General features: G+C 71.0%; 23 protein-coding genes. 9 read left to right on the forward strand and 14 right to left on the reverse strand.

Features of this window, described 5'->3' with window-relative positions; genetic code table 11:
* Window positions 1-60 precede the first annotated feature (60 nt).
* Window positions 61-864, forward strand: a complete 804-nt coding sequence (locus ACEN9V_RS09370) for a hypothetical protein (RefSeq protein WP_413600073.1) — start codon at window positions 61-63, stop codon at window positions 862-864.
* A 71-nt stretch (window positions 865-935) separates the two neighbouring features.
* Here ACEN9V_RS09370 and ACEN9V_RS09375 read toward each other — a convergent pair whose 3' ends face one another.
* Window positions 936-1,343, reverse strand: a complete 408-nt coding sequence (locus ACEN9V_RS09375) for a DUF2087 domain-containing protein (protein ID WP_413603047.1) — start codon at window positions 1,341-1,343, stop codon at window positions 936-938.
* Window positions 1,344-1,423: 80 nt separating this feature from the next.
* Here ACEN9V_RS09375 and ACEN9V_RS09380 point away from each other — a divergent pair, with 80 nt between their 5' ends.
* Together ACEN9V_RS09380 and ACEN9V_RS09385 are read left to right on the forward strand one after the other, a co-directional pair.
* A complete protein-coding gene (locus tag ACEN9V_RS09380; protein ID WP_413600074.1) occupies window positions 1,424-2,542 on the forward strand; it encodes an FAD-dependent oxidoreductase in 1,119 nt (372 codons plus the stop codon).
* A 29-nt stretch (window positions 2,543-2,571) separates the two neighbouring features.
* Window positions 2,572-3,591, forward strand: a complete 1,020-nt coding sequence (locus ACEN9V_RS09385; protein WP_413600075.1) for a glycerate kinase — start codon at window positions 2,572-2,574, stop codon at window positions 3,589-3,591.
* A 176-nt stretch (window positions 3,592-3,767) separates the two neighbouring features.
* Here ACEN9V_RS09385 and ACEN9V_RS09390 read toward each other — a convergent pair whose 3' ends face one another.
* On the reverse strand, window positions 3,768-3,932 hold the full coding sequence (locus ACEN9V_RS09390; RefSeq protein ID WP_281266723.1) for a hypothetical protein: 165 nt from the start codon (window positions 3,930-3,932) through the stop codon (window positions 3,768-3,770).
* 285 nt (window positions 3,933-4,217) lie between these two features.
* Here ACEN9V_RS09390 and ACEN9V_RS09395 point away from each other — a divergent pair, with 285 nt between their 5' ends.
* Window positions 4,218-5,264, forward strand: coding sequence for an NAD(P)-dependent alcohol dehydrogenase (locus ACEN9V_RS09395; RefSeq protein WP_413600076.1), 1,047 nt, complete (start codon window positions 4,218-4,220; stop codon window positions 5,262-5,264).
* A gap of 134 nt (window positions 5,265-5,398) precedes the next feature.
* On the opposite strand, the gene ACEN9V_RS09400 is transcribed toward ACEN9V_RS09395, so the two are convergent.
* From ACEN9V_RS09400 to ACEN9V_RS09420, 5 genes are read right to left on the reverse strand one after another with little or no spacing between them, the layout of a single operon-like run.
* Complete coding sequence (locus ACEN9V_RS09400) at window positions 5,399-6,013, reverse strand: GNAT family N-acetyltransferase (protein ID WP_413600077.1); 615 nt, start codon at window positions 6,011-6,013, stop codon at window positions 5,399-5,401.
* An 11-nt stretch (window positions 6,014-6,024) separates the two neighbouring features.
* Window positions 6,025-7,434 (reverse strand): hypothetical protein, encoded by a 1,410-nt coding sequence (locus ACEN9V_RS09405; protein WP_413600078.1) that lies wholly within the window; start codon window positions 7,432-7,434, stop codon window positions 6,025-6,027.
* Window positions 7,424-8,215: a TIGR03943 family putative permease subunit gene (locus ACEN9V_RS09410; protein WP_413600079.1), complete on the reverse strand. Its 792-nt coding sequence runs from the start codon at window positions 8,213-8,215 to the stop codon at window positions 7,424-7,426. The genes ACEN9V_RS09405 and ACEN9V_RS09410 overlap by 11 nt, the downstream gene beginning before the upstream one ends.
* Window positions 8,202-9,221 (reverse strand): permease, encoded by a 1,020-nt coding sequence (locus ACEN9V_RS09415; RefSeq protein WP_413600080.1) that lies wholly within the window; start codon window positions 9,219-9,221, stop codon window positions 8,202-8,204. The genes ACEN9V_RS09410 and ACEN9V_RS09415 overlap by 14 nt, the downstream gene beginning before the upstream one ends.
* 36 nt (window positions 9,222-9,257) lie before the next feature.
* Complete coding sequence (locus ACEN9V_RS09420) at window positions 9,258-9,836, reverse strand: TetR/AcrR family transcriptional regulator (RefSeq protein WP_413600081.1); 579 nt, start codon at window positions 9,834-9,836, stop codon at window positions 9,258-9,260.
* A gap of 81 nt (window positions 9,837-9,917) precedes the next feature.
* Between ACEN9V_RS09420 and ACEN9V_RS09425 the strand changes: the two genes are divergently transcribed.
* Together ACEN9V_RS09425 and ACEN9V_RS09430 are read left to right on the forward strand one after the other, a co-directional pair.
* On the forward strand, window positions 9,918-10,232 hold the full coding sequence (locus ACEN9V_RS09425) for a DMT family transporter (RefSeq protein WP_281266716.1): 315 nt from the start codon (window positions 9,918-9,920) through the stop codon (window positions 10,230-10,232).
* On the forward strand, window positions 10,233-10,631 hold the full coding sequence (locus ACEN9V_RS09430) for a DMT family transporter (RefSeq protein ID WP_413600082.1): 399 nt from the start codon (window positions 10,233-10,235) through the stop codon (window positions 10,629-10,631).
* 148 nt (window positions 10,632-10,779) lie between these two features.
* Here ACEN9V_RS09430 and ACEN9V_RS09435 read toward each other — a convergent pair whose 3' ends face one another.
* Entirely contained in the window at window positions 10,780-11,919 is a 1,140-nt protein-coding gene (locus tag ACEN9V_RS09435) for a CE1758 family FMN-dependent luciferase-like monooxygenase (RefSeq protein WP_413600083.1), read from the reverse strand.
* Between the two features lie 236 nt (window positions 11,920-12,155).
* Here ACEN9V_RS09435 and ACEN9V_RS09440 point away from each other — a divergent pair, with 236 nt between their 5' ends.
* Window positions 12,156-12,593 (forward strand): hypothetical protein, encoded by a 438-nt coding sequence (locus ACEN9V_RS09440; protein WP_413600084.1) that lies wholly within the window; start codon window positions 12,156-12,158, stop codon window positions 12,591-12,593.
* Window positions 12,594-12,693: 100 nt separating this feature from the next.
* Complete coding sequence (locus tag ACEN9V_RS09445; protein WP_413600085.1) at window positions 12,694-14,454, forward strand: alpha/beta hydrolase; 1,761 nt, start codon at window positions 12,694-12,696, stop codon at window positions 14,452-14,454.
* A gap of 15 nt (window positions 14,455-14,469) precedes the next feature.
* Here the strand turns inward: ACEN9V_RS09445 and ACEN9V_RS09450 are convergent, their stop codons facing one another.
* The 3 genes from ACEN9V_RS09450 to ACEN9V_RS09460 all read right to left on the reverse strand — a co-directional run bounded on the left by ACEN9V_RS09450 (window position 14,470) and on the right by ACEN9V_RS09460 (window position 18,601).
* On the reverse strand, window positions 14,470-15,393 hold the full coding sequence (locus ACEN9V_RS09450; RefSeq protein WP_413600086.1) for a DUF4436 family protein: 924 nt from the start codon (window positions 15,391-15,393) through the stop codon (window positions 14,470-14,472).
* Window positions 15,390-17,693, reverse strand: coding sequence for an Ig-like domain-containing protein (locus tag ACEN9V_RS09455; RefSeq protein ID WP_413600087.1), 2,304 nt, complete (start codon window positions 17,691-17,693; stop codon window positions 15,390-15,392). The genes ACEN9V_RS09450 and ACEN9V_RS09455 overlap by 4 nt, the downstream gene beginning before the upstream one ends.
* 104 nt (window positions 17,694-17,797) lie before the next feature.
* Window positions 17,798-18,601, reverse strand: coding sequence for a phosphatase PAP2 family protein (locus tag ACEN9V_RS09460; RefSeq protein WP_413600088.1), 804 nt, complete (start codon window positions 18,599-18,601; stop codon window positions 17,798-17,800).
* Between the two features lie 376 nt (window positions 18,602-18,977).
* Between ACEN9V_RS09460 and ACEN9V_RS09465 the strand changes: the two genes are divergently transcribed.
* Complete coding sequence (locus ACEN9V_RS09465; RefSeq protein WP_413600089.1) at window positions 18,978-19,427, forward strand: DUF4383 domain-containing protein; 450 nt, start codon at window positions 18,978-18,980, stop codon at window positions 19,425-19,427.
* A 270-nt stretch (window positions 19,428-19,697) separates the two neighbouring features.
* Here the strand turns inward: ACEN9V_RS09465 and ACEN9V_RS09470 are convergent, their stop codons facing one another.
* The 3 genes from ACEN9V_RS09470 to ACEN9V_RS09480 all read right to left on the reverse strand — a co-directional run bounded on the left by ACEN9V_RS09470 (window position 19,698) and on the right by ACEN9V_RS09480 (window position 23,410).
* The gene (locus ACEN9V_RS09470) at window positions 19,698-21,005 is read right to left on the reverse strand and encodes an ATP-dependent DNA helicase (RefSeq protein ID WP_413600090.1); all 1,308 of its coding nucleotides are present in this window, start codon (window positions 21,003-21,005) and stop codon (window positions 19,698-19,700) included.
* A complete protein-coding gene (locus ACEN9V_RS09475) occupies window positions 21,002-23,011 on the reverse strand; it encodes a cytochrome c oxidase assembly protein (protein ID WP_413600091.1) in 2,010 nt (669 codons plus the stop codon). Before ACEN9V_RS09475 ends, ACEN9V_RS09470 begins: the two co-directional genes overlap by 4 nt.
* Before the next feature lie 111 nt (window positions 23,012-23,122).
* Complete coding sequence (locus ACEN9V_RS09480) at window positions 23,123-23,410, reverse strand: HU family DNA-binding protein (RefSeq protein WP_022908191.1); 288 nt, start codon at window positions 23,408-23,410, stop codon at window positions 23,123-23,125.
* Between the last annotated feature and the right edge of the window lie 46 nt (window positions 23,411-23,456).

Genomic DNA, 23,456 nt, shown 5'->3' on the forward strand with positions numbered 1-23,456 from the left:
GGTCCGTCTCCCTAGCGTTGTGCCATCGGGATGTGCCCGACGACCTGGAGGGCGATCACGATGGTGGACACGACGAAGCTCCTGGACCGCCGCGGCGCCGCGTGGCTCGCGTTGGCGGGGGCGTTGGTGATCGCCGTGGTGCTGTCGCCGGCCGCCGTCGCCGGTTGGACATCGGGGACACACCTATCGGTCGCGGAGCTCCCCGGCAACGTCGCCTCCGGGTTCGGTCAGTGGGTGGCGTCGGGGCGGGCGTCGAGCGCCCCGCTCGCCGCAGCGGTGTCGTACTGGTCGGTGTTCCACGTGGTGAAGGCCGCGGCGGCCATCGCACTCCTGGTCGCCCTCCTGCCGGTCGGGAGGCGGATCTGGGGTGCGTGGGCACGTGCGAGTTCCAGAGGACCTCGGACCGGCCTGCTGCTGGTCGGGGTGCTCGGCGCTGCGGTCGCACCGCTGGTGCTGCTGGTGGCGATGGCGAACGTGCAGGGTGCGGTCGCGCCGCTGTCGTCGGTCCTGAACTTCCTCCCGCTGGACAGCGCTCCGGTGGCGCAGGTCCGCGACCAGCTCGCTACCGGGGCGACGACCCCGGTGCTGACCGCCCTCGTCGACGACTTCCGGCTCTACCACGCCGCCCTCGTCGGGACCGCGGTCGCTGCGATCGTGCTGGTCGCCGCCGGCACCGTGGCGCTCTGGGCACGGCGGGCCCGCACCCCCAAGCCCGATCGGCGGCTCCGACGCGTGCTGACAGTCGGGGGCGTCCTGCTCCCCTGCATGCTCCTGTTCCTCGGCGTGGTACTCCTGGCGAACGTGTCCACCGTCGCGGACACGGCACCGGCCCTGTCCGCGTTCTTCGACGGCAGCGGGATGTGACCCCGCCACGGTCGGGTGAGCATCGGCGGGACGCTGAGCGGGGGCCAGCTTCCCGAGCTAGCGGCACGACGTCACATCGACTGGAGTCGGTAGGCGGCACCATCCTGCGAGCGGACGAGCACGCCGGAGTCGACGGCGTCGCGGCGGACGAGCGCGACGTCCTCGACGAACATCGCGAGTGCCGCGTTGAGCGTCTCCTCGCTGATGCTGCGCCGGCTCGGCAACCGATCGAACGCGGTGCGCACGATGGCGTTCGAGAGTTCTCGACGCTTGTTCGCTTCGATCGGCAGATCACTGATCCGTCCGACGTGCAGGACAGCCCGGTCGGTGAGGAGGAGCTCGATCGCTTCCCGGGTCTCCGACAGCGCCGCGCGGTCGACTGCCCCGTCGCGACCGACCCAGTCGAACCGGTCCGCCGGGATCGCCGGGTTCATCGTGGCCGCGACCACCTGTCGTGCACGCCGGAGCGCGGATTGCATGCTCACTTCGGACCCTCCACCCTTGTCTCAGTGTCCTCGACGATATCGAGGCCGTCGCGGCCAGCGCATACGATCTGGAGATGTCCTCGGACCAGACCACCACCCACGTCGTCATCGGCGGCGGGGTCGTCGGCGCCGCGACCGCCTACGCCCTCGCGACCCGGGGCGAGCGCGTCCTGCTCCTCGAGCAGCACGGTCGCGGGCACCACCTCGGCTCGTCCCACGGCGCGACGCGGATCTTCCGGCAGGGGTACGCGGACCCGGAGTACGTCGCGCTCACCACGCGCGCACTCGAACGATGGGACGCGCTCGAGACCGCGAGCGGCGAGACGCTGCTCGACCGGACCGGTGCCGTCGACCACGGTCGGCCAGAGGTCGTCGATGCGATCGCCGCGGCGCTGTCCGACGCCGGCATCCCCCACGAGACCCTGACCCAGGAGGCCGCAGCAGCACGGTGGCCCGGTCTCGCCTTCGAGGGGCACGTCCTCGCGCACGCCACCGCCGGCCGGATCCGTTCCGCCGACGCGATCGAGGTCTTCCTCACGCTCGCCGAGCGGACCGGCCTCGCCGAACTCCGGTTCGACACCAGGGTCACCGGGATCGAGGACCACGGCGACACGGTCATCGTCTCGTCCACCGAGCCAGACGGAACGGTCCTGCGGACGACGACCCGGTCTGTGGTCGCGGCCACGGGGTCGTGGGCTCCCGCGCTGGTCGGCGACCTGCTCGCGGCACGCGGGGCGAGCCTCCCGGCCATCCGCGTCACCCAGGAGCAGCCTGCCCACTTCCCCAGCCACCTGGCGGACGACGCCTGGCCGAGCTTCGTGCACTATCCGCTCGACGGCGGTGACGTCTACGGGCTGCTCACACCGGGCGAGGGCGTCAAGGTCGGGTTCCACGGCACCGGGCCGGTCGTCGACCCGGACGCGCGGGACTTCACCGCGGTGCCAGAGGAGCTCGAGCGGCTGCAGGCGTACGTCGCGCGCTTCGTTCCCGGTGTCGATCCGACCGAGCCCTCGCCGATCAGCTGCCTGTACGACAACTCCCCCGACGACGACTTCGTGATGGACCGGCGCGGGCCGATCACCGTCGCGACGGGCTTCTCCGGTCACGGCTTCAAGTTCGCGCCGCTCCTCGGGGAGATGCTCGCGGACCTGGCGACCGGCGGGGCTCCGCACCCGCGGTTCGCGCTGGCCTGACTCCGCGACACGACCGCTACGGTGGTCGCGTGCACGTCGTGATCGCTCCTGACTCGTTCAAGGGGACCGCCACCGCGGCCGCCGTCGCCGCCGCGATCGGCGAGGGGTGGGCATCGGAGCGCCCGGACGACATTCTCACGCTCATGCCCATGGCGGACGGCGGGGAGGGCACGCTCGACGCCTTCGCGACCGCCTTCCCCGATGCCCGCCGCGTGCCGATCACCGTGACGGGGCCGGCTGGCGACCCCGTCGACGCGTCGTGGCTGGCGCTGCCCGACGGACGTGCGGTCGTCGAGCTCGCGGCGACGAGCGGGCTCCCGCTACTGACGACGCTGCAGCCGGACACCGCGCAGACGATCGGCTTCGGGCAGGCGATCGCCGCAGCGCTCGACGCCGGGGCGACCGGGCTCGTGCTCGGCATCGGCGGGAGCGCGTCGACCGACGGAGGCGAGGGACTGCTGTCCGCGCTGACCCTCCCCAACGGGTCGTTCCGCCCGCTGCCGCCGCTCGGGGTCTCGGTGTTGACCGACGTCACATCACCCCTGCTCGGGCCGTCCGGTGCTGCGGCGGTGTTCGGTCCGCAGAAGGGCATCGCCCCGTCGCGCGTTCCCGTGCACGAGGAACGACTGGCGGCGTGGGCCGCGCGGTTCCCGGACGTCGACCCGTCCACGCCAGGAGCGGGTGCCGCGGGAGGTGCCGGATTCGGGCTGCTGGTGTGGGGCGCGACGCTCGTGGGCGGCGCGTCCGGGGTCGCCTCGGTGCTCGGGCTCCCCGGTGCGATCGCGACCGCCGACGTCGTGGTGACGGGTGAGGGGCGCTACGACGGGCAGAGCGCCGTGGGCAAGGTGCCCTCGGTCGTGGCCTCGCTCGCTGCAGGATGTCGGCGGATGCTCGTCGCGGGGGCGATCGACGCTCCGCTCGACGACTGGGACGCGGGTGCTTCCCTGACGGTCATCGCAACACAGACCACTGGTTCACCGTCTGATGCGCTCGAGGCCCCGCTGCGCTTCGCCCGGATCGCGGGGCAGCGCCTGGCTCGCATGGCCTGACCCGCGCGGCTGGCGCTGGCGGTCCGTGCCGCGGAAGCGACAGAGCCCGGGCCTGACCCGAGGTCAGTGCCGCGGAAGCGACAGATTGCCGCGGGACTTCGGCGGGAGGGTGTCGCTTTCGCGGAACGCCCGGACGGCCCGGCGGCCGGCCCGGTGCACGGGCCCGGGCACCGGGGTCAGGCGGCAGGGGCCCGGAGGAAGTCGGCGTAGGTGGGCTCGTCGACGACGGCGAGCACGGGGTGCCCGAGGCGCGCCTCGACGAGTGCGGCGATCTCGGACGGGGAACGGAGGCCTCGGCGGTGCCACTCGTGGGACGGCAGGGATGCGGATGTGGCGGTCATCAGGACCAGCCCTTCGTGGGCCACTGGCCCGGTGTCTCCCGAGGTCGCTCCGCTGTGCCAGGGATCCGCAGGACGCGGACGGCATCGTGACGACGGATTCGTTTCGACTCGGTACAGCAACCGTACGGTCCCGATCGGGCGCTGTCGAAGGGCGTGCGTGTTCTGGACGAGCACTCGGTGTTCCGCCTCCGGGGTGCCCTGTCGGTACCCCCCACGGGAGCGCTCCAGCGGGCACGATTGTCGTCGGGCCGGAAGCGGCCCGACGTCAACCCCACGAGGAGACCATTGCGCACCGTCAACGCGTACGCGGCACCGTCCGCCACCGAACCGCTCGTCAAGACCACGATCACCCGTCGTGACCTCGGCCCGAACGACGTCGAGATCGACATCGCCTACGCCGGCATCTGCCACTCGGACATCCACACCGTCCGCGGCGAGTGGGGCCCCATCCAGTACCCGCAGGTCGTCGGTCACGAGATCGTCGGCCACGTCTCGTCCGTCGGCGAGAACGTCACGAAGCACAAGGTCGGCGACCGCGTCGGCGTCGGCTGCATGGTGAACTCCTGCGGCGAGTGCGAGAACTGCGTCGCCGGCGAGGAGCAGTACTGCCTCAAGGGCAACATCCAGACCTACGCCGGCGTCGACCCGGCAGACGGCTCGATCACCCAGGGCGGGTACTCGCAGGCCGTCGTCGTGAACGAGGACTTCGTCCTCCGTGTCCCCGAGTCGCTCGACATCGAGAAGGTCGCGCCGCTGCTCTGCGCCGGCATCACGACCTACTCGCCGCTGCACCACTGGAAGGCCGGCCCCGGCAAGCGCGTCGCCGTCGTCGGCATGGGCGGCCTCGGCCACATGGCCGTGAAGATCGCCGTCGCCCTGGGCGCCGAGGTCACCGTCCTGTCGCAGACCACGTCGAAGGAAGCCGACTCGCTCCGCTACGGCGCGAAGGCGCACTACGCGACGAAGGACGCTGCGACCTTCGAGCAGCTGGCCAGCTCGTTCGACCTGATCATCAACACGGTGTCGGCGAAGATCGACATGGGCGCCTACCTGGGCCTCCTCGCCGTCGACGGCACGATCGTCAACGTCGGTGCCCCGGCCGAACCCCTCGAGGTCCCCGCGTTCTCGCTCATCGGACACCGTCGCAGCTGGGCCGGTTCGGCCATCGGCGGCATCCGCGAGACCCAGGAGATGCTCGACTTCTGCGCCGAGAAGGGGATCCTGCCGGAGACCGAGCTCATCAGCGCCGACCAGATCAACGAGGCCTACGAGCGCGTCCTGAACTCGGACGTCCGCTACCGCTTCGTCATCGACGCGGCGACGCTGGCGTAGTCAGTCCGCACCCATGACGGGTGCGATCGGAAGTCGATTCGCGCGTAGGAGGTCGGGAAAGCCGACCGCCTACGCGCGTTTCCGCTTCCGACGCTCGGAAGCGCCACGCTTCGGGCGCCGACACCCGCGGTGACTCAAGCGAAGCCTCGGTAGGTCACCACCGGGGCCACGTCGCGCCAGCCGACGGTTCGGTAGAGCGCACGGCCCTCGTCCGAGGCCACCAGCAGCCCGGTGTCCGCGCCGTGCGACACCGCCCACGCCGTCAGACCGGCCACGATCCGCCCACCGAGGCCCCGCCGTCGGTACGGCTCCTCGGTCTCGATGCAGTCGAACACCGCGTCGCGGCCGACGAGCGCGACCTGGCCGCGCGCAGCGGTGACCCCGTCCACCTCGATCCGCAGGAACGCCACCGCGTCGGCGGTGTCCACCACGACGTCCGCCGGCATCGGGACGGGCGCGAGCCGCGCCTCCATCACGGTGCCCGGCCTGGCCATCCGGTCGAGCGAGCCGAGTGCGGACAGCGCGTCCGGGGCGATCCCGCCGACGATCGTGAGCCAGCTCGTGTACCGCGGCGCCACGACGCGGGCGAGCCGCAGCGCCTCGACGCCGGACGGCTCCGCGACGACGTACTCGTCCAGTCGGGTCTCCGCGCCGACGGTGACGTGCCAGCCGCTGCCGTCCGCCTCGAACGGCATCGACCGCGACCGTGCCCACCCGGCGACCCACCGCTCGACGACTGCTGCATGCATCGGGCTCGACGCTATCCGACCTCGTCGCCGCTCGGCAGCGCGCCGCACCAGTCGACGTCCTCACCGACGGTGCTCGCCTCGAGTGCGCCGGACGTCGCATCGACGATGCTGACGAGCGCGCCGGTCGGCGACTTCGTCGCGACCGCGACGAACTGGCCGTTCGGCGACGGGCAGACCGCCGTCAGGCTCGCGTCATCAGGGATGGTGACGGGCAGCCGGGAGGCTCGGCTCCCGTCCACGCGCACGATGCGGCTGGCGATCGTCCCGTCAGCTCGGACGTCGCCCACCGTGCGCAGGTACGTGTCGTCCGTCAGCTGGGCGATCCGACCGAGGTACTGCGCGTCCGTGCTCGCAGCGGGTGCGACGATCGCGGTCCGCTTGCCGTCGGTCAGGTCCACGCGTTCGATCCCGGTGCCGGACTCGACGACCGCGGTGGTGCCGGTGCCGACGAAGCCGTGCAGGTAGGTGGCGGAGCCGAGCCGCACGAGGTCGGCGCGCCCGCTCATGTCGACGAGGAACAGCTCGTCGGCGGCCGTGCGCACCAGCGCGCTCTCGGTGCGCGGGACGTACGCCCACTGGCTCACGGTCATCGGGACGGCTCCGGTGGTGGGCTTGCCGTCGGCCGCGATCGCCTCGGGCATGTGGGTGCCCGTCATGTCGACGACGTAGAGCCCGACGTCCTTCGACTGCCCCGTCGACGTGTCCGCGTACTGGAACCCGAAGGACGCGCCGTCGTCCGCGGCGTGCAGCGCGCTCGCATGTCCCTCGGAGGTCGGGAGCGTGAGGTGCTCGACGGGCGCGTCGGGGTCCTCCACGCCGTTCCGCAGCGTCACGACGTCGATCCGGGAGTCACCGACGTCGGAGTCGCTCAGCACGACGAGGAACCGGCTCAGGCGGACGTACTCGGTGATGCCCGTCCCTTGGTACACGGTCGTCGCACCCGAGGCGTCGAGCGACCGGCGCACGATGCGGTCCTTCGCGCCGTCGGTACCCGGGACGAGGGCGAGCACGTCGGTGGTCCCGGTACGGATCGTCGCGCGGAGGTCGGCGGTCGCACGCTGTCCCGGTGCCCGCGCCCCGGCGACGGTCACGGTGTACGACCGGTCGTAGGCGAGCGGGCCGGCGAACTCGACGGCGACGGTGTTGCCGCTCGACGTCACGGTGTGGGCCGCGGCCGGCGAGACCCGGACGTCGTCCGCGGACACCTTCTGGAGCGCCTGGTTCGCCGTGATGATCACACGCTGCGCCGGGCGGGAGACGATGCCGCTCGCGTCGTAGGACACCGACTTCAGCCGCGGGCCCTGCTGCGACCCGACGACGGCGGCGAGCGCCGCGACCACGACGAGCACGAGCACGACGGCCGTGAACCGACGCCGGAACCGGTGCGCGACCGGGCGGCGCCGTCCTGGCTCAGTACTCATACGGGTCCTTCGGCTGGTCGACCCGCTTGACGGTGGCGGCCTTGATGACGATCCGGGCGTCGGCGGACTGGTCGGGGTTCGCGGCGAGGGCTCCCGTGACGGTCACCCACTCGTTCTCGTCCGGGACGGTGCCGTCGGTGGTCACGCCGAGGCCGACCGGCTGTGCGTCGACGGCGCAGCAGCTGATCACGAAGCGGGTGAGGGTGAACGAGCCGTCCGATCCGGGGACGACGAACCCGGTGAGGGTGACCCGCTTGCCGACGAGGGAGCTCGTGTCGGTGGTCTGCCGGATGAGCGCTGCCCAGTCCTTCACGCCGTACCCGGACGTGTCGACCGACTCGCTGCCGAGGAGCGACACGGTGCCGGACCCGGTGGCGTTCGACAGCGTCGCGGAGTCCACACTCCGCTGCTGAGCGGTCCGTGCCGACAGCGTCGCCGGGGGCAGGACCAGCATGGCCACGGTGACCCCGATCGTGATCGTGGCCGCGATGCCACCGAGCGTGGCGCGCAGGAGGCGAGCCGAGCCTCCAGGCCTGGCGACCGGTGCGTCGTCCGGACCCGCGTGGTCGTGCGTGTGTCCGGCTCCCCGCGCGACCACGACCAGCCCCGCGATCGACGCCGGCACGGCGACGGCCGCGAGGACGATCGTGAAGACCGCGTAGCGGGGGTTGATGTACAGGTCGAGGTGCCCGGCGACGGCGAGCCAGAGGGTGCAGAGCGCGACGGCGAGGACGGAGCCGAGGCCGAGGAACGCGGGCTTCCGCGATTCAGACGAGGACATTCATCACCAACCCCACGGCGAGGGCGAACAGGACGCACACGACGGCGAGCAGCACGAGGAAGCGGGCGCGGAACGTCGTGCGGAGCAGGGCGATCATCTTGACGTCGATGATCGGCCCGATGATGAGGAACGCCGTGATGGACCCGGGCAGGAACGTCGAGGCGAAGGACAGCGCGAAGAAGGCGTCCACGTTCGAGCAGAGCGACACCGTCATCGCGAGGAGCATCATCGCGAGCACGGACAGCACCGGGTTCGACCCGATCGCGACGAGGGTGCTCCGCGGCACCGCGACCTGGATCGCCGCCGCGAGTCCGGCGCCGACGAAGAGCGCCGGCATCATCGTGGCGGTCTCCCCGCCGAACTGGGCTGCGCTCTCACGCCAGCGGTTGGTCGGGGCGGCGGCGCCGATCGCGGCGCGGCACCGGGCCTCGAACGCCGGGAGCAGCAGGTCGGCGGGCCGTCGGTGCGCCGCGACGATCCAGCCGACGAGGTTCGCGACCACGAAGCCGCCGACGATGCGGACGGGGAGAACCCACCCGGACCAGCCGAACGCCTGCGCGGTGCTGACGATCACGAGCGGGTTGAGGATCGGGGCCGCGACGAGGAACGTGACCGCCTCGGCCGGGGTGAACCCGCGGAGCATGAGGCCGCGCGCGAGGGGGACGTTGCCGCACTCGCACACCGGGAAGAGCATGCCGATCAGGGAGATCACGGCGCGACGGGGCATCGGGCGACTGGGGAGGATGCGTTCGAGGGCGCCGTGCGGGACCCACACCTCGACGACGATCGACAGCACGATGCCGAGCACGACGAACGGCAGGGACTCCACGACGACGCTGATCGCGAGCGTGAGGAAGTCCTGCACGACGTCGGGGAGCCCGGCGGTGCCGACGGCCGGGGTGGCGAGCCGGATCCCGAGCAGCACGACGACGGCGAGCAGCACGAGACCGGGGCCGGTGCGGGTCCGGGCACGCTGCTGCGGCGGCGTGGTGGTGCGCGTCGTCACCGGCTCAGGATAGGCGACGAGCGTGGCCGGCCGACCTCAGCCCGCGGCCAGCGCAGCGACGTGGCGGTCGAGCAGGTCGATCGCCCACGTGGCGTCGCCAGCGGGGTCGAGCCGCACCACGTGCAGCGCGAGCCCGTCCACCAGGGCGTGCAGCCGCCGCGTCTCGTACTCCGTGTCCGCCGCGGGGACGCCGACCGCGTCGAGGATCCGCACGCACCACTGCCGCATCTCGTCGACGACCCGGTCGTGGAACGGACGGAGCTCGGGGTCCGTCAGCGCCGCCGTCCCGAGGGCGAGGTACACGTCGAGCTCGATGCGGCGCTCGTCGTCGAGGGGCAGCAACTCCACGAGGACCGCGTGCGCGAAGTCCGTGCCACCGAGCGAGGCGGACAGCGCGTCGATGCGGGCGGCGGTGCCGTCGAAGACGAGGTTCAGCGCATGCTCGCGGACGCTCGCCTGCGTGGGGAACACGTAGCGGACGGTACTCGGTGGGAGACCGGCTTCGGCCGCGACGTTCCGGACGCTCAGCGCGCCGAGGCCGTCGCGCGCCAGCACCTGGCAGGCGGCCTCGGACACGGTGCGGCGCCGTTCCTCGAGGTCGATGCTGCGCGTCACCCGATCATTCTGGCACGACTGTGCGACTCGTGCTAGAAAGGTGTTGTCGCACAGTCGTGCGACTATCGGAAGGGAATCGTCATGACCTGGATCGTCCTGGTCCTCTCCGGCGTGCTCGAAGCGGTGTGGGCCACCGCACTCGGCGCGTCGAACGGGTTCAAGAAGGTGGTGCCGACGATCGTCTTCGTCCTCGGCATGGCCGCGAGCATGGCCGGCCTGGCGTACGCGATGACGGCGATCCCGGTCGGCACGGCCTACGCGGTGTGGGTCGGCATCGGTGCGTCGCTCACGGTGCTCGTCGCGATCGCCCGGAAGCAGGAAGCCGCGTCGTTCGGCCGGGTCGCCCTGGTGCTCGGCCTGGTGGCCTGCGTCGTCGGACTCAAGGTGGTGAGCTAGATGGCTTGGATCGTCCTCTTCGTCAGCGCCGCGCTCGAGACCGTCTGGGCGACCGCCCTCGGCCAGAGCCACGGCTTCACCCGGCTCGAGCCGACCATCGTCTTCGCGATCACGATCGTGATCAGCCTCGTCGCGTTCGGCTACGTCCTGCAGCACATCCCGATCAGCACGGCGTACGCGGTGTGGACGGGGACCGGCGCGGCGCTCACGGTGCTCTGGAGCATGGCCACCGGCGCCGAGCCGGTCACGGTGCTCCGCCTGGTGTTCATCGCCGGCATCGTCGGCTGCGTCGTCGGCCTGAAGCTCCTGCCGGCCCGCCCGGCCGCGCCCGCCGCCCCGGCGCCCGCTTCCCCCGCCTCCCCCGCGCCCGCCTCCCCCGCCCGGTCAAATCGCGCGTAGGGAGTCGAAACGCGAGTCGGAGGTCGGTTCTTCCGACCTCCGACGCGCGTTTCAGCTTTCCCCCGCACGTGACATGGGTGGGAACCACCGACGGACGGGAGGCCCGGCGCCAGCTGGCACCGGGCCTCCCGTCATGCGGATTGTGCGATCAGACCGACGCACCGGTCCACTCGTCGACAGCGGCCACGTGGTCGGTACCGACCGTGCCCGCTGCGCGGGCGGCGGCGACGCGCTCCGCGTGCGACGGCGGGTTGGACGGCACGCCAGCCGGGCGCCCCTCGTCGTTGATCTTGCGGAGCTCCGGCACGATGTCCGACGCGAGGATGTCGATCTGCTCGAGGACCGTCTTGAGCGGCAGGCCCGCGTGGTCGACGAGGAACAGCTGGCGCTGGTAGTGCCCGACGCTGTCCTTCATCGCCGCGTACCGGTCGATGACCTGCTGCGGCGACCCGACGGTCAGCGGGGTCTGCTCGGTGAAGTCCTCCATCGACGGCCCGTGCCCGTAGACCGGGGCGTTGTCGAAGTACGGGCGGAACTCGGCGATGGCGTCCTGCGAGTTCTTGCGTGCGAAGAACTGCCCGCCGAGCCCGACCATCGCCTGGTTCGCGGCACCGTGCCCGTAGTGCTCGAAGCGCTGCCGGTAGAGCCCGACCATCTGCGCGGTGTGCTCGATCGGCCAGAAGATGTTGTTGTGGAAGAAGCCGTCGCCGTAGTAGGCGGCCTGCTCCGCAATCTCCGGCGTGCGGATCGAGCCGTGCCAGACGAACGGCGCGACACCGTCGAGCGGACGCGGCGTCGAGGTGAAGCCCTGCAGCGGCGTGCGGAACTTGCCCTGCCAGTTGACGACCTCGTTCTCCCAGAGCTGGCGGACCAGCGCGTAGTTCTCGATCGCCAGGTTCACGCCCTGCCGGATGTCCTGCCCGAACCACGGGTAGACCGGGCCGGTGTTGCCTCGGCCCATCATCAGGTCCATGCGGCCGTCGGAGATCACCTGGAGCATCGCGTACTCCTCGGCGATGCGCACCGGGTCGTTCGTCGTGATGAGGGTCGTCGACGTCGAGAGCGTGATGTGCTTCGTCCGCCCGGCCAGGTAGCCGAGCATCGTCGTCGGCGAGGACGCGACGAACGGCGGGTTGTGGTGCTCACCCGTGGCGAAGACGTCGAGCCCGGCCTGGTCGGCGTGCTCGGCGATCGTCATGATGTCGCGGACGCGCTGCGTGTCGTCCGGAGTGGTCCCCGTGGTCGGGTCGGTCGTGACGTCACTGACCGTGAAGATGCCGAACTGCATGATGCCGCCTTCCGTGAGATCAATGCGTTTGCATCGAACTGCCGGGTACAACGTAGCGCACCACACGGTATTCCCGCGAGCAGCGGGCCCACCACGCGACCGAGCGGCGGGCCCGCCCGCGACCGGGCAGCGGCCCGCTCCTGTCCGCCGAACTGCGGACCGCGGGAGCCCGCCGATCCGCGTAGCGTCGAAGCGGAACCCCTCACCAGGTTCGCTGATCAGGACGAGGTTCCACCGTGACGACCATCACCTCGACAGCCGCACTCGTCGACGACGAATGGGTGCTGCGCTGCGTCGACTACCCGGCGATCGAACACCACGGCGCGTGGCTCGACGACGTCGTCGTCCAGCACCGCACGATGGTGCACGACTTCGCGGGCGAGACCCCGCGCATCGAGTTCGTCGTCGGCGACCCCTCGACCGCCTCCCGCATCGCCGCCGTCCGCTGTGCGAGCGAGCGCGCGCGGGCGATGCGCGCCGAGGCCCGGGCGCTCGAGGAGGCCGTCGCCGACGACCGCGACGCCCTGGTCGCACGGCTCACCGAGCTCAACGTCGCGCCGTCCGAGATCGCCGAGATCCTGGGGCTGTCCGTCCGCGCCGTGCGCGACGAGCTCGGTTCCGACGAGGAAGCACGGATCGCCCGGCGGATCCTCCGGACCCTGCACCAGAGCTAGGCGAGGAGCGGCCCACTCCCCAGTTCAGGGGCATGCGTAGCCTCCGGCAGCTCGATACGGTGTGCGCGAGGGGGACAGTTTGGCACGACCACGGTTTCGGTTGATCGGCAACGAGCTGGGCGCTGACAGCGGAGCCCGGTTCGTTCGTGAGACCGCTCTCGCCGCCGGACGGATCGACATCGCTGCGGCCGCCGGCGAGTCTGCGTTCATGCTGGCCTTCGCGGCCGACATCGCGGACACCATGGTCACGACCGCGAGGCGGAACCCCAACGAACCCCGCGTACGGATGGCCGACGCCGTGCAGGAACTCTGGGAGGGAGTACTCGACGTCGAGGCGCCGCGATTGATCCCGGCGATCGGCGCGGCGGCAGTCACGATCGGCGCCGCGTTGTGGCCGGCGCAGTTCGCCGCCGCAACGGGCTCGCCGAGCCTGTACTCGAGGTTGGTCGACGTCCGGACGTCGATCGAAGAATCCGGGAACAATCGAGACCGATCGATCATCTCCGAGGCGCTGAGTGTGGGAGAGGATCTCGCGCGATCCTTCGGATGGCACTCGGACGCCGAGCTTGCCCGGTCACGAAAGTTCAGAGCTGCGATCGCGAGCCCGTACATCGCCTCCGCCCTGAGCGCCGTGCCATTGTCCCGTGATGGGCTCGAGGTCGTCGAAGCAGCGGTAGCCGCGCTCGTCGACACGACGTATGAGCACGCCGCGGAGCGTTTCGGCAACCACCTGATCGCGCACGCCCGAGCCGAGATCCCGGTGGTCGACATCGACTTCCCCGACGAGCTCATGCACAGTGCCGACGGATCACCTGGCGAGATCGAGCTGGTCGATCTCTCGACCGACGACGCAGAGACAGACCTCGAGGCGCTCGCACCACCGAGCGGCCCGACCGACCAACGAGTCACGGTGTACTTCGGCACGGATCGCGCTGCCGTGACGGGTGACGCCTACTTCGCGAACCGACGGGACGTCAACGACGCCATGCACTACGGCATCGCCGTCGTTGACGTCCCGGAGTCGCACAGCATCGGAGGTCGGCGGCGCCTGAAGATCGGCTGGCGCACGATCTCCTGGGCTGGTAGCACCCGGCTGACGAGCGTCATCCGACTTTCGCGCGACGAATTCCTCGGGGAGGTGGACCGGGAGGTTCACGCAGCCCCCGATGATGAGAAACGAGTTCTCGTGTTCGTGCACGGGTTCCGAACGAGCTTCCGTCGTGCGATGCTCACGGCTGGCCAGCTCACGGCGGACCTCGGGATCAACGCAGTCACGGCGGCGTTCTCATGGCCCTCTGCGAACCGTGCCCTGCAGTATAAAACCGACCGCCGCGCGGCCCGGTCCAGCGCCGTGCACCTGGTCGACTTCATCGTGGATCTCACGCAGCGCACGGGCGCTCAGAGCGTCGACCTGGTGTTCCACTCGATGGGCAACTACCTCTTCGCGCAGGCCGCGGCTTCGCTCGCGGGCGCCCTCGCCGCTGCCGGGCAGCGCCTCGGAGCGGTGATCCTCGCCGCGCCGGACGTGACACCGAACGAGTTCCGTGTCCTGGCGGGCCTTCGGCCGGCGCTGAGCGCACACGGGACGATGTACGCGACGAGACGTGACCGCGCGCTCGGGATTTCCGGCGCAATGCGGGGCACACCACGCGCCGGTGCTCTGCCGCCCGTCATCGCCCATCACGGAATCGATACGATCGACGCGACTCTGGTCAACGAAAGCTTCATCGGGCACGCGTACTACACCGGCTCACGTGCAGTCATGGCCGACATCTTCCATGCCGTGCGAGGAGACCCACCCGGGACACGCTTCGGGTTGACCGCTCAGCCGAACCCGACTCACTGGCGGATCAAACGATGACGAACGATCCGCGCGTCAGGCGTCGTCCTCGATCACCCTGCCGCGCAGCACCTTCGACTCGCGCCACAGCAGGTACGCGCCGGTCCAGACGAACATGATCGCGACGAGCGCCAGACACGGGAACAGGAAGACGAAGTCGAGCGTCGTCCCGATCGGCGGCGCACCCGGCATCGCGGACCGCAGCGCCGGGAACGACAGCAGCGTCGCGCTCAGCCAGATCACGTTCGCGAACTCGAGCCTCCGCCGGAGGATCGCGCTGCCGACCGTGACGACCGCCATCAGCGTCGTGAACAGGATCGCGAGGATGTAGAACGACACGATCACGATGCTCAGCGCGTCGCGGTGTCCGTCGATCTGCATCGGGACCAGCGTGCGCCCGTCCTGCTGCTCGGCACCGGAGCGCTCGGCCTGCATGTTCCACGGCCGCGCGGAGTTCGACATGTCGACTTGGAAGGGGACCGCTCGACCGGTGTCGTCGTTCTGCACGCTGAGCTGGAAGTTCGCGAACGGCTGGTCGAACGGGTACGAGGTGTCACCGCGGTCGAGCGTCAACGTCAACGAGGTCGCGTCCACCACGGACTGACCGGGGAACGTCACGACGCTCGTGGTCACGCCACCGCTCGACACCTCGATGCGCAACGGCTCCGAGATCTCACCCGCCTTGTCGCCGACGAAGTCCCCGTGCGGGATCGGCAGCACGTTCGCCTGCATCACCCGGTTCGACAGGTCGACGTCCTGCACGCTCATCCGCAGCGACATGTAGTCGCCGGTCCGGTCGTTCGGCCCGGACACCGGCACGGTCGTCGTGGTCTTCAGGGCTCCGGAGAGCCCGATCACGACGTAGTACACCGCCAGCAGCACCACCGCGACCAGCAGGATGATCGGCGCGGGGTTGCGTCGGGTGCGCCGTTCCGGCGGGGCTTCGGTCGTCTGCGTCATCGGTTGCTCCCGGACTGGTCGTCAGGTCGGATCGGACTGGAGGCTGTGGTGCCGCCCGGTGGGTCGGCTCCCGGAGGTGGGCCGGTCGCCACCGGGGCCGTCGGGCTCCCGCCGGTCGCCCGGCGGCCCGCCACCGTGGCGGCGAGCGCGAAGAGCAGCATCGCGAGGAGCGGCACCATCGCGCCGGGGAACTCGGTGACGTTGAACGTGGTGATCTGGTCGGCGAGCTGGGACGCCTCGGTCTCGCCCTTCGCGACCGCGGTCGTCACCGTCATCGCGTTGGCCTGCGACGACCGGTTCGACGCCACCTGGATCTGCTGCACGGCGGTGTCGGGAGCGTTCACGGCGTCGGCGAACACCCGGATCGCCACGTCGGCCTGCTTGCCGGGGTCGAGCGGGATCAGGCACGAGAACGTCGTCGTCGCCACCGAGCAGTCGACCGGTTGCTCGTCGACCTCGACCTCGACGTTCCGGTAGACCATGCCGGTGCTCATGCGGGCCGAGAACGTGATCGCCACGGTGGCGCCGGACGCGTTCGGCCCGAGCGTGCCGCGCATGTCGGCTGCCGTTCCCGGCATGATCCGCTGCGTCCCGAACCGCAGGTCCATCGGGAGCGCGCCGTTGCTCGTGCCGGCACCGTTCCCGCCACCCGAGCCGGAGCCGCCGCCGGAGCCGCTCCCCGGGGCGCTCGACGGGGCGCTCGACGGGGCGCTCGACGGAGGGGCCGCTGGTGTGGAGGGCGTTGCCGACCCGGCACCCGCGCCGGCGTTCCCGCCGATGCCGTTCGTGCCGGACCCGGCGGAGGCGCCGGACCCGCCGGACCCGCCCGTCGGGGTGGAGCCGCCGCCTGCCGGAGCCGAGGGCGCCCCGGGAACGGGAGCCGAGCCTCCGGGCTGGGTCGTCGGCGGAGCCGGCGCGACCGGCGTCTGCCGGACCGTGAAGCCGAGCGTCGCGCGTTCCGAGGTGATGCCGCCGTACGTCTGCGAAGCGGTGATGTTCACCGCGCCGTACGCGAACCGCGGCGACGGCGTGCAGGACCACAGGCCCTCGCTGTCCGCGGTCGCCGTGCACATCGCGGTGGGGCCCTGGAAGACCGTCACGACGGCACCCTCGACCGCCTGTGCGCCGCGGATGACCGGGGTCGCGTTCGTCGTGACCGACCCAGCGGTCGGCGACGTGAAGACCGGGGCGTTGAGCGGGACGACCTCGAGCGTCGCGGAGGACGCGACCGGGGAGTCCGGGTCGGTGCTCGACACCGTGCTGGTCGCGATCGCGTAGGTCGTGCCGGGAGCCGTTCCGGCCGGAGCTGCCCCCGTGACGGTCACCACGACCGAGGCACCAGGCGCAAGTGTCCCCAGCGCGACCCCGCCAGGCAGCGCCGAACAGTCCACCGCGGCGCCGTCGACCGTGCACACGGTCGCCGGGAAGCCGCCGAGGTCCGCGGTGAAGGTGACGTCCCTCGCCTCGCCGTCGCCGGTGTTGTCGATCGTGATCGTGTGCGTCGCCTCACGGGTCGGCAGGAGCTCGGTCGCGCCGGACTGGGTGATCGAGAACGTTGCCGGCGCGAGGACGGTGAAGGTGCTCGTCGCGACCGGGGAGGTCTGGCCGAACCGGTCGGTCTGCGTCGCGGTGACCGTGTGCTGGCCGACGGTGAGCGGCTCGCTCGGAGCCGGGCAGCTCCACGTGGTGGCGGCGTCGGCCGGGATCGTGCACGGGGCCTGGTGGTCGAGCGTGACGGTCGCGGCGTTCCCGGCGGTCTTCGTGCCGGTGATCGTCGGCTGAGTTGCGATGGACTCACTGCCGGCGGCGGGTGCGGTGATGGTCGGGGCGCCGGGGGCCGCCGGCGCGACGATGCCGACCGAGTACGTCCCGGACTCGAGCCCCGAGATGACGGACGTCCCCTGGACCGTCTGCGGCGCATCGGCACCCGGGGCGATCGTCAGCGTGATCGCGACCTGGTTGTTCACACCCCAGGTGCTCGTCCCGCAGTTCGCCCGCTGCCCGCCGTTCACCGGGGCGCACGTGAACTGTCCGAGCCCCGGCCCCGGGACCGACTGCGCGACGGTGATCGTCGTGTCCGGGGGCGCGGTGATCGTCCACGTGCCGAACCCGGCCGACTGGTTCTGGACCACCGCCTGCACCAAAGCACCGGGTGTGCCACTGACCGTGCCGACCTGGGTCATCGCGCTCGCGGGGGCGCTCGGGATGACCACGGCTGCGATCGCGACGACGAATCCGAGCGCAGCGGCGAGCGTCCGCTGGCGGCGACGTGTCGTCCCCGCGGTGTGCTGCGCCCGCATGCTTCCCCTCGTCCGCGGCGGGTCCCGACGCCGCTGACACCGACGACGCTAGTCGGAACGCGCAGCCGCCGACCAGCGCGTTACCGGGCTGTGACACGGCGTGCTCAGACGGGTGCGGGCAACCCCTTGGTGTTCGTCGTGGGGGCGGTGTGGTGCATGCCGTCCGCGAGCCACACCGCGGTCACCGCGAGGAGCACGCTCACCGACGACGCCATCCGCCCCGCCACGAGCATCGCGTCGTGGTCGTGCCCGCTGCCGTTCGTCACCGCGAGCACGAGCGCGGCGATCCCCACGGCGAGCGTCACCCCCGTCGAGACCAGCAGCACCGCCGTCACCACGCGTCGGGGACCCCGGCGGCCGTCCCGGTCTCCACGCGCACCACGGTCGACGACGGGCCCGACGGCACGGACCAGCCCCACCCAGAACAGGGCGACCGCACACGCGCCGACGATGTCGCTCACCCGGTGCCAGCCGTAGACCACCGTCTGGTTCGCCACGAACACCGCGTACGCGGCGCCGAGGAGCAGCACGATCGGCCGGAACCGACGGGGTGTGACCATCAGGACCGCGAACAACGCCGCCATCGCGATCGTCGCGTGACCGGACGGGTACGAGTTCGGCGTCGTGGACCCGGCGATCTCCGGGCGCACGGCGATACGCTTGAGGAGCGTGGAGGTGCCAGCCGAGGCGAGCACCACCACACCCGCCGCCAGTCCGACGGCGAGCCGCCTCCGTGCGAACGCGACGGCGGCGATCACCACGACCAGCAGCAGGATCACCGGGACCGAGATGACGTTGAGTGCGGTGTCCGACCCGAACAGGTCGGTCTCCCGGACCCCGCCGAGCGCGGAGTCCTCGACCCGTTGCCCGAGCGGCGTCAGCACGGCGACCGCGTAGACGAGAGGCACGACCACGAACCCCAGAGCCGACAGCACAGCCCACCGGAACCGGCGCGAGACGCTCGGTCCGCGCCCGTCGTCGCGCGGATCGGACGCTGTGCGCTCCGGCGTACGGGTCACGGGGATCGTCCTCCTCGGGGTCGTCGTCGCGGGCCTGGTGGTGCGCCTCGTCACGGCGCTCCGGACGGGCGGTCGCCCGAGCGGATCGTCGGCCGTTCGATTGGGTCGGTCGGGGTCGAACACGATACCGTTGTCGGGCCGGTCGGAACCTGGGAACCAGGGCCCGATCGGCCTGTTCCGGCAGGCAGTGTCCAGCAGCGCTGGACGCACCGCGCCGCAGGAGTCAGCCACGACGACCCTCGTGGCGCAAGAAGAGGAGACCGAAGTGGCCGTCAAGGAACCGAGCATCATCGCATCGCCGAACCGCGCACTCGCGCTGACGGTCGGTACCCTGCTCGTCATCTGGGGTGTCCTGGGCTTCTTCTTCGCCGGTGACGGTGGCCACGCGTTCTTCGGCGACTCGGGCGGCATGCTCTGGAACGCATTCCAGGTGAACCCGGCACTCGCGTTCCTGTGGACGATCCTCGCCGCGGCGCTCTTCATCGTCGGACTCGGCAACACGATCGGGTCCCGCAACGTCAACCTCGTCGTGGGCGTCGTGCTGATCGTCCTCGCGGCGTACGGCTTCGTGTTCGTGAACACCTCGGCCAACGTCTTCGCGCTGAACACCACCGACAACGTCTTCAACGCCATCGTCGGCGTGGTGCTGCTGCTCACCGCGCTCGGCGCCGACAAGCAGAACATCCGCGCGCTGCGCGCCTCGGCCACCGCCTGACGCGTTCCGCCACTCCTCGCCGCCCGTCTGCCGCTGGGCAGGGGGGCGTCGTCGTGTGTGGGGTGCGGGCGGGTGGGCGTTGGCACCCGACGACCGACTCGGAACGACAGACTCGCTGTCGTACGACAACGGTGGTGTCGCCCGTTGCACGCGCAAGCATCCCGACCGACTCGGGACGACAGACTCGCTGTCGTACGACAACGGTCTTGTCGCCCATTGCACGCGCAACGACCCGCGCAGCGCGAGCCCGCGTGCCCGGCGGCGACGTGCTCAGGACTCGGTCGTGTCCTTCGGGGCCTCGAGCTGCGTGGCGACGATGCGCGGGGCCTCTGACATGAAGCGCCGGACGTCGAGGTCCACGATGATGTCCTGCGGGCGCAGCGGTCGGCTCAGGTAGAGCCCGTCGAGCGAGGTCAGCCGCGACAGCGCGACGTAGGTCTGCCCAGCGCTGAACACCCGGTTGCCGAGGTCGACCATCGCCCGGTCGTAGGTGCTGCCCTGCGACTTGTGGATGGTGACCGCCCAGGCCAGGCGCAGGGGGAACTGCTGGAACTCCCCGACGGTGTCCTTCTTCAGTTCCTTCTTGTCCGCGTCGTAGGAGTACTTGAACTTCTCCCACACCGACGGCTGCACCTCGAAGGACTCCCCGTCGACGTCGACCCACACGGTGTCGCGGATGGTCTGCACGATGCCGAGCGTGCCGTTTACCCAGCGCTGGTCCGGGTCGTTGCGGAGGAACATGACGTGCGCCCCCGGCTTGAGCTCGAGGGCTTCGTCTGCGGGGAAGTTCCGCCCGCCGAAGTCGCCGTTGACGTCCGCCCTGGCGGTCTTCGTGGCGCCGGGCAACCGGTCGAGCGCGGCCTTGTTGATCTTCGCGACGGTGTCGTTCCTGGTCGCGAGCGTGATGGCGTCGTCCGGCGCCGGCCGGGCTCCCGCTTCGTTCAGGCGACCCGCGATGTCCGCCGTGACCCGCCCGTGCCGCACGGCCGTGAGCATCGCGGCGAAGGCGTCGTCCCGCTGCCGGTGCACGGTCGCGAGCTCGATGATGTTGAGCTCGGCTTCGAGCCACACCTTCGCGTCGAAGAACCACAGCGACCGGTAGTGGTCCGTGAAGTACGCGCGCTCGTCGGCGTCACCAGGGACCGGGGGCAGCTGGTACGGGTCGCCGAACATGACGACCTGCACCCCGCCGAACGCCTCGAACTGGCGCCCGCGGGCCTTGCGGAGCGAGCGGTCCATCGCGTCGAGCAGGTCGGCGTTGACCATCGAGACCTCGTCGATGACCAGGGTGTCCATCGTGTTGAGGAGCTTGCGGGTCTCCGGTCCCTGTCGCAGTTCGGCGTCGGCGATGAGCCCGATCGGCAGCCGGAACAACGAGTGGATCGTCTGACCGCCGACGTTGAGGGCCGCGACACCGGTCGGCGCGCAGATCACGACCTGTTTCTCGGTGTTCCACGCCAGGTGGTTCAGCAGCGTGGACTTGCCCGTACCCGCACGGCCGGTGATGAACACGTGGTCGCGCGTGGACTCGATGTACTCGAAGACGGCCCGCTGCTCGGCGCTGAGCTCGACGCTCACGGGGTGCTCGCCTCGGAGTCCGCGCTGACGTCGTCGAAGTCGTCGTCCGCCGCCTGCACGGAACCATGTTCCGGACCTCGCGGTTCTGTGTGCACTGCGGGGTGCTGCGGCCGACCGGCATCGCCGGTCCCCCGTCGCACGCGCACGAGCCCGACGACGAGCACCGTCACGAGCAGCAGGACGCCGGCGACGACGAGCACGACACCGCCCCGGGCCTGGTCGACCAGGGGGTCAGGGCCCCACGTGCGACCCATCGCACCGAACCACGACGCCTGCAGCAGCCCGAGGGGCCCCTGCATCGCGATACCGAGCGACACCAGCCCCGCGGCGACGATGACTGCACCGACGGCACGCACCAGGAACGCGGGCCACGACGGCGTCCTGGCACCAGCGGCGATCGGCGTGAGGAGCGTCGGGAGGGCCAGGAGCCCCACGAGCAGGAACACCGTGTCGATCACGGTGCGTCCGGTCGGGTCGCTCGTGGACCAGCGGAGGGCCTGGGTGCCGAAGAAGGCCCACCAGATGCCGGCGAGCAGCAGGAACGCGGGGAACGGTTGCGCGAGGTACCGGACGGCCGGGTGGTCGACGATGACGTCCGTCCACTCGCGGACACCCGTGCTGTCGTCGTCACGCGGCAGCACCGCGGCGCGGATGAGCTGCACGGGCGCCGACGCCCAGACGAGCCCGGGCACGACGACCCCGAGGAGCACGTGCGCACCGACGTTCGCGGAGACCAGGAAGCGGTCGTAGTCGTGCAGCGAGCCGGACGTCGCGACGACCAGGCACACGATCGCGATCGCGGCGGCCACCGACCGGCGGACCGGCCACGAGACGCCCCGACGGCGCAGGCGGACGACCCCGGCCACGTACGTCGCCGCGAGCAGGACCGCCGCCATCAGCCAGAACAGGTCCAGGTTCCAGGACGTCAGCCAGCCCCAGGTTCCCGGAGCGTGCGGGAGGAGATCGTCGGTGAGGAGCTCCGCCGGGGACGGGTTCGTGGTCTTGCTCAACGCGATCTGGTCGACCGGGGTGGCCGTGCGACCGAGCGCCGCGGCGAACCCGGACGCGACACCCATCACCGCGAGTTCCACGACGACGAGGATCCAGAACGGGCGCGACCGACCCGGCGTCGACACGAGCGAGGAGATCGTGCGACGTCGTTGCACCGCGCCGAGCACCCCCATGGCGACGATCGCACCGATCTTGACGAGGATCAGGACGCCGTACGGGGTGAACAGGTTCGACAGCGCGCCGACCCGGATCTGTGCGGAGGCGACGCCGGACACGGCGACGAGCACGAAGCACCCGAGCGCGATGCTCGAGTACCGCCCGACGAGCGGAGCCAGACGATCGGCGGGCACGACCCCCCGGACGAGGACCAGCATGAGCAGCCCGCCGATCCAGAGCGCCGCACCGACGAGGTGCAACCCGAGGGCCGTGACGGCGGCGTCGTGGCTGGCCGTGCCGGCGGCGTGCCCCTGCTGCGCGAGCGGGATGAGCCCGATCATCGAGACGCCGGCGGTGAGCGCGACCATGCCACGCGACCGGACGGCGAAGCACAGCACGGTGACCGCGGCTGCGACGAGGACGGTGACCAGCCACGCCAGACCGAGGTCGGTGCCGGTGAGGAAGACCCCCATCGACTGCCCGAACTGCTCGTCGAGGCTGACCTTCGACCCGGCGACGCTCAGGAAGGTGAAGAAGGTGGTGACCGCCGAGGCGACCGTCCAGACGCCGGCCGACGCGGCGGCGACGTCGATCGCGCGGTTCCACTCGGGGGCGGTGCGCGAGAGGCCGACGGTGGCGAGGGCGAGTCCGCCGATCGTGGCGGCGGCGGACAGGTCGACGAAGACCCGGGCGATCGGGAGCCCGAACCGCACGACGGCCCCGGGATCGGCGATGAGCGCGGCGTTCGCTCCCCCGCCGATCACGAGCGCGACGAGGACCGCGACGAACGCGACCAGCACGAGCACGGCTGGGCCGCTGACACGTGCGATCCGGTTCACCAGGACAGCCTACGGGCGTGCCAGACCCCCAGCAGAATCGCCGGCGGCAGATGTGGAGAACGAACGACGAAGGGGACGGCGAAACGCCGTCCCCTTCGTGCCGGAGCAGTCTTACTTGACCGCAGCCTTGAGCTTCGAGCCGGCGCTGACCTTGACCGAGTCGCTCGCGGCGATCTCGATGGCCTCACCCGTCTGCGGGTTGCGGCCGGTGCGGGCGGCACGGTGCGTCTTCTCGAAGGCGATCCAACCGGGGATCGTGACCTTCGTGCCGTCGGCGACGGAGCCCGAGACGACGCTGAAGAGTGCGTCGACGACGCCGTTGACGGTGGCCTGGCTCTGGCCGGACTCGGCGGCGACGGCCGCGACGAGCTCGGTGCGGTTCAGTGACTTGTCAGCCATTGGATGTCCTCCTCGGACTTCTTGCGTATCGGTCGGACGCACGTGG

Source organism: Curtobacterium sp. Curtsp57 (assembly GCF_047324335.1).
Taxonomy (GTDB): Bacteria; Actinomycetota; Actinomycetes; order Actinomycetales; family Microbacteriaceae; genus Curtobacterium.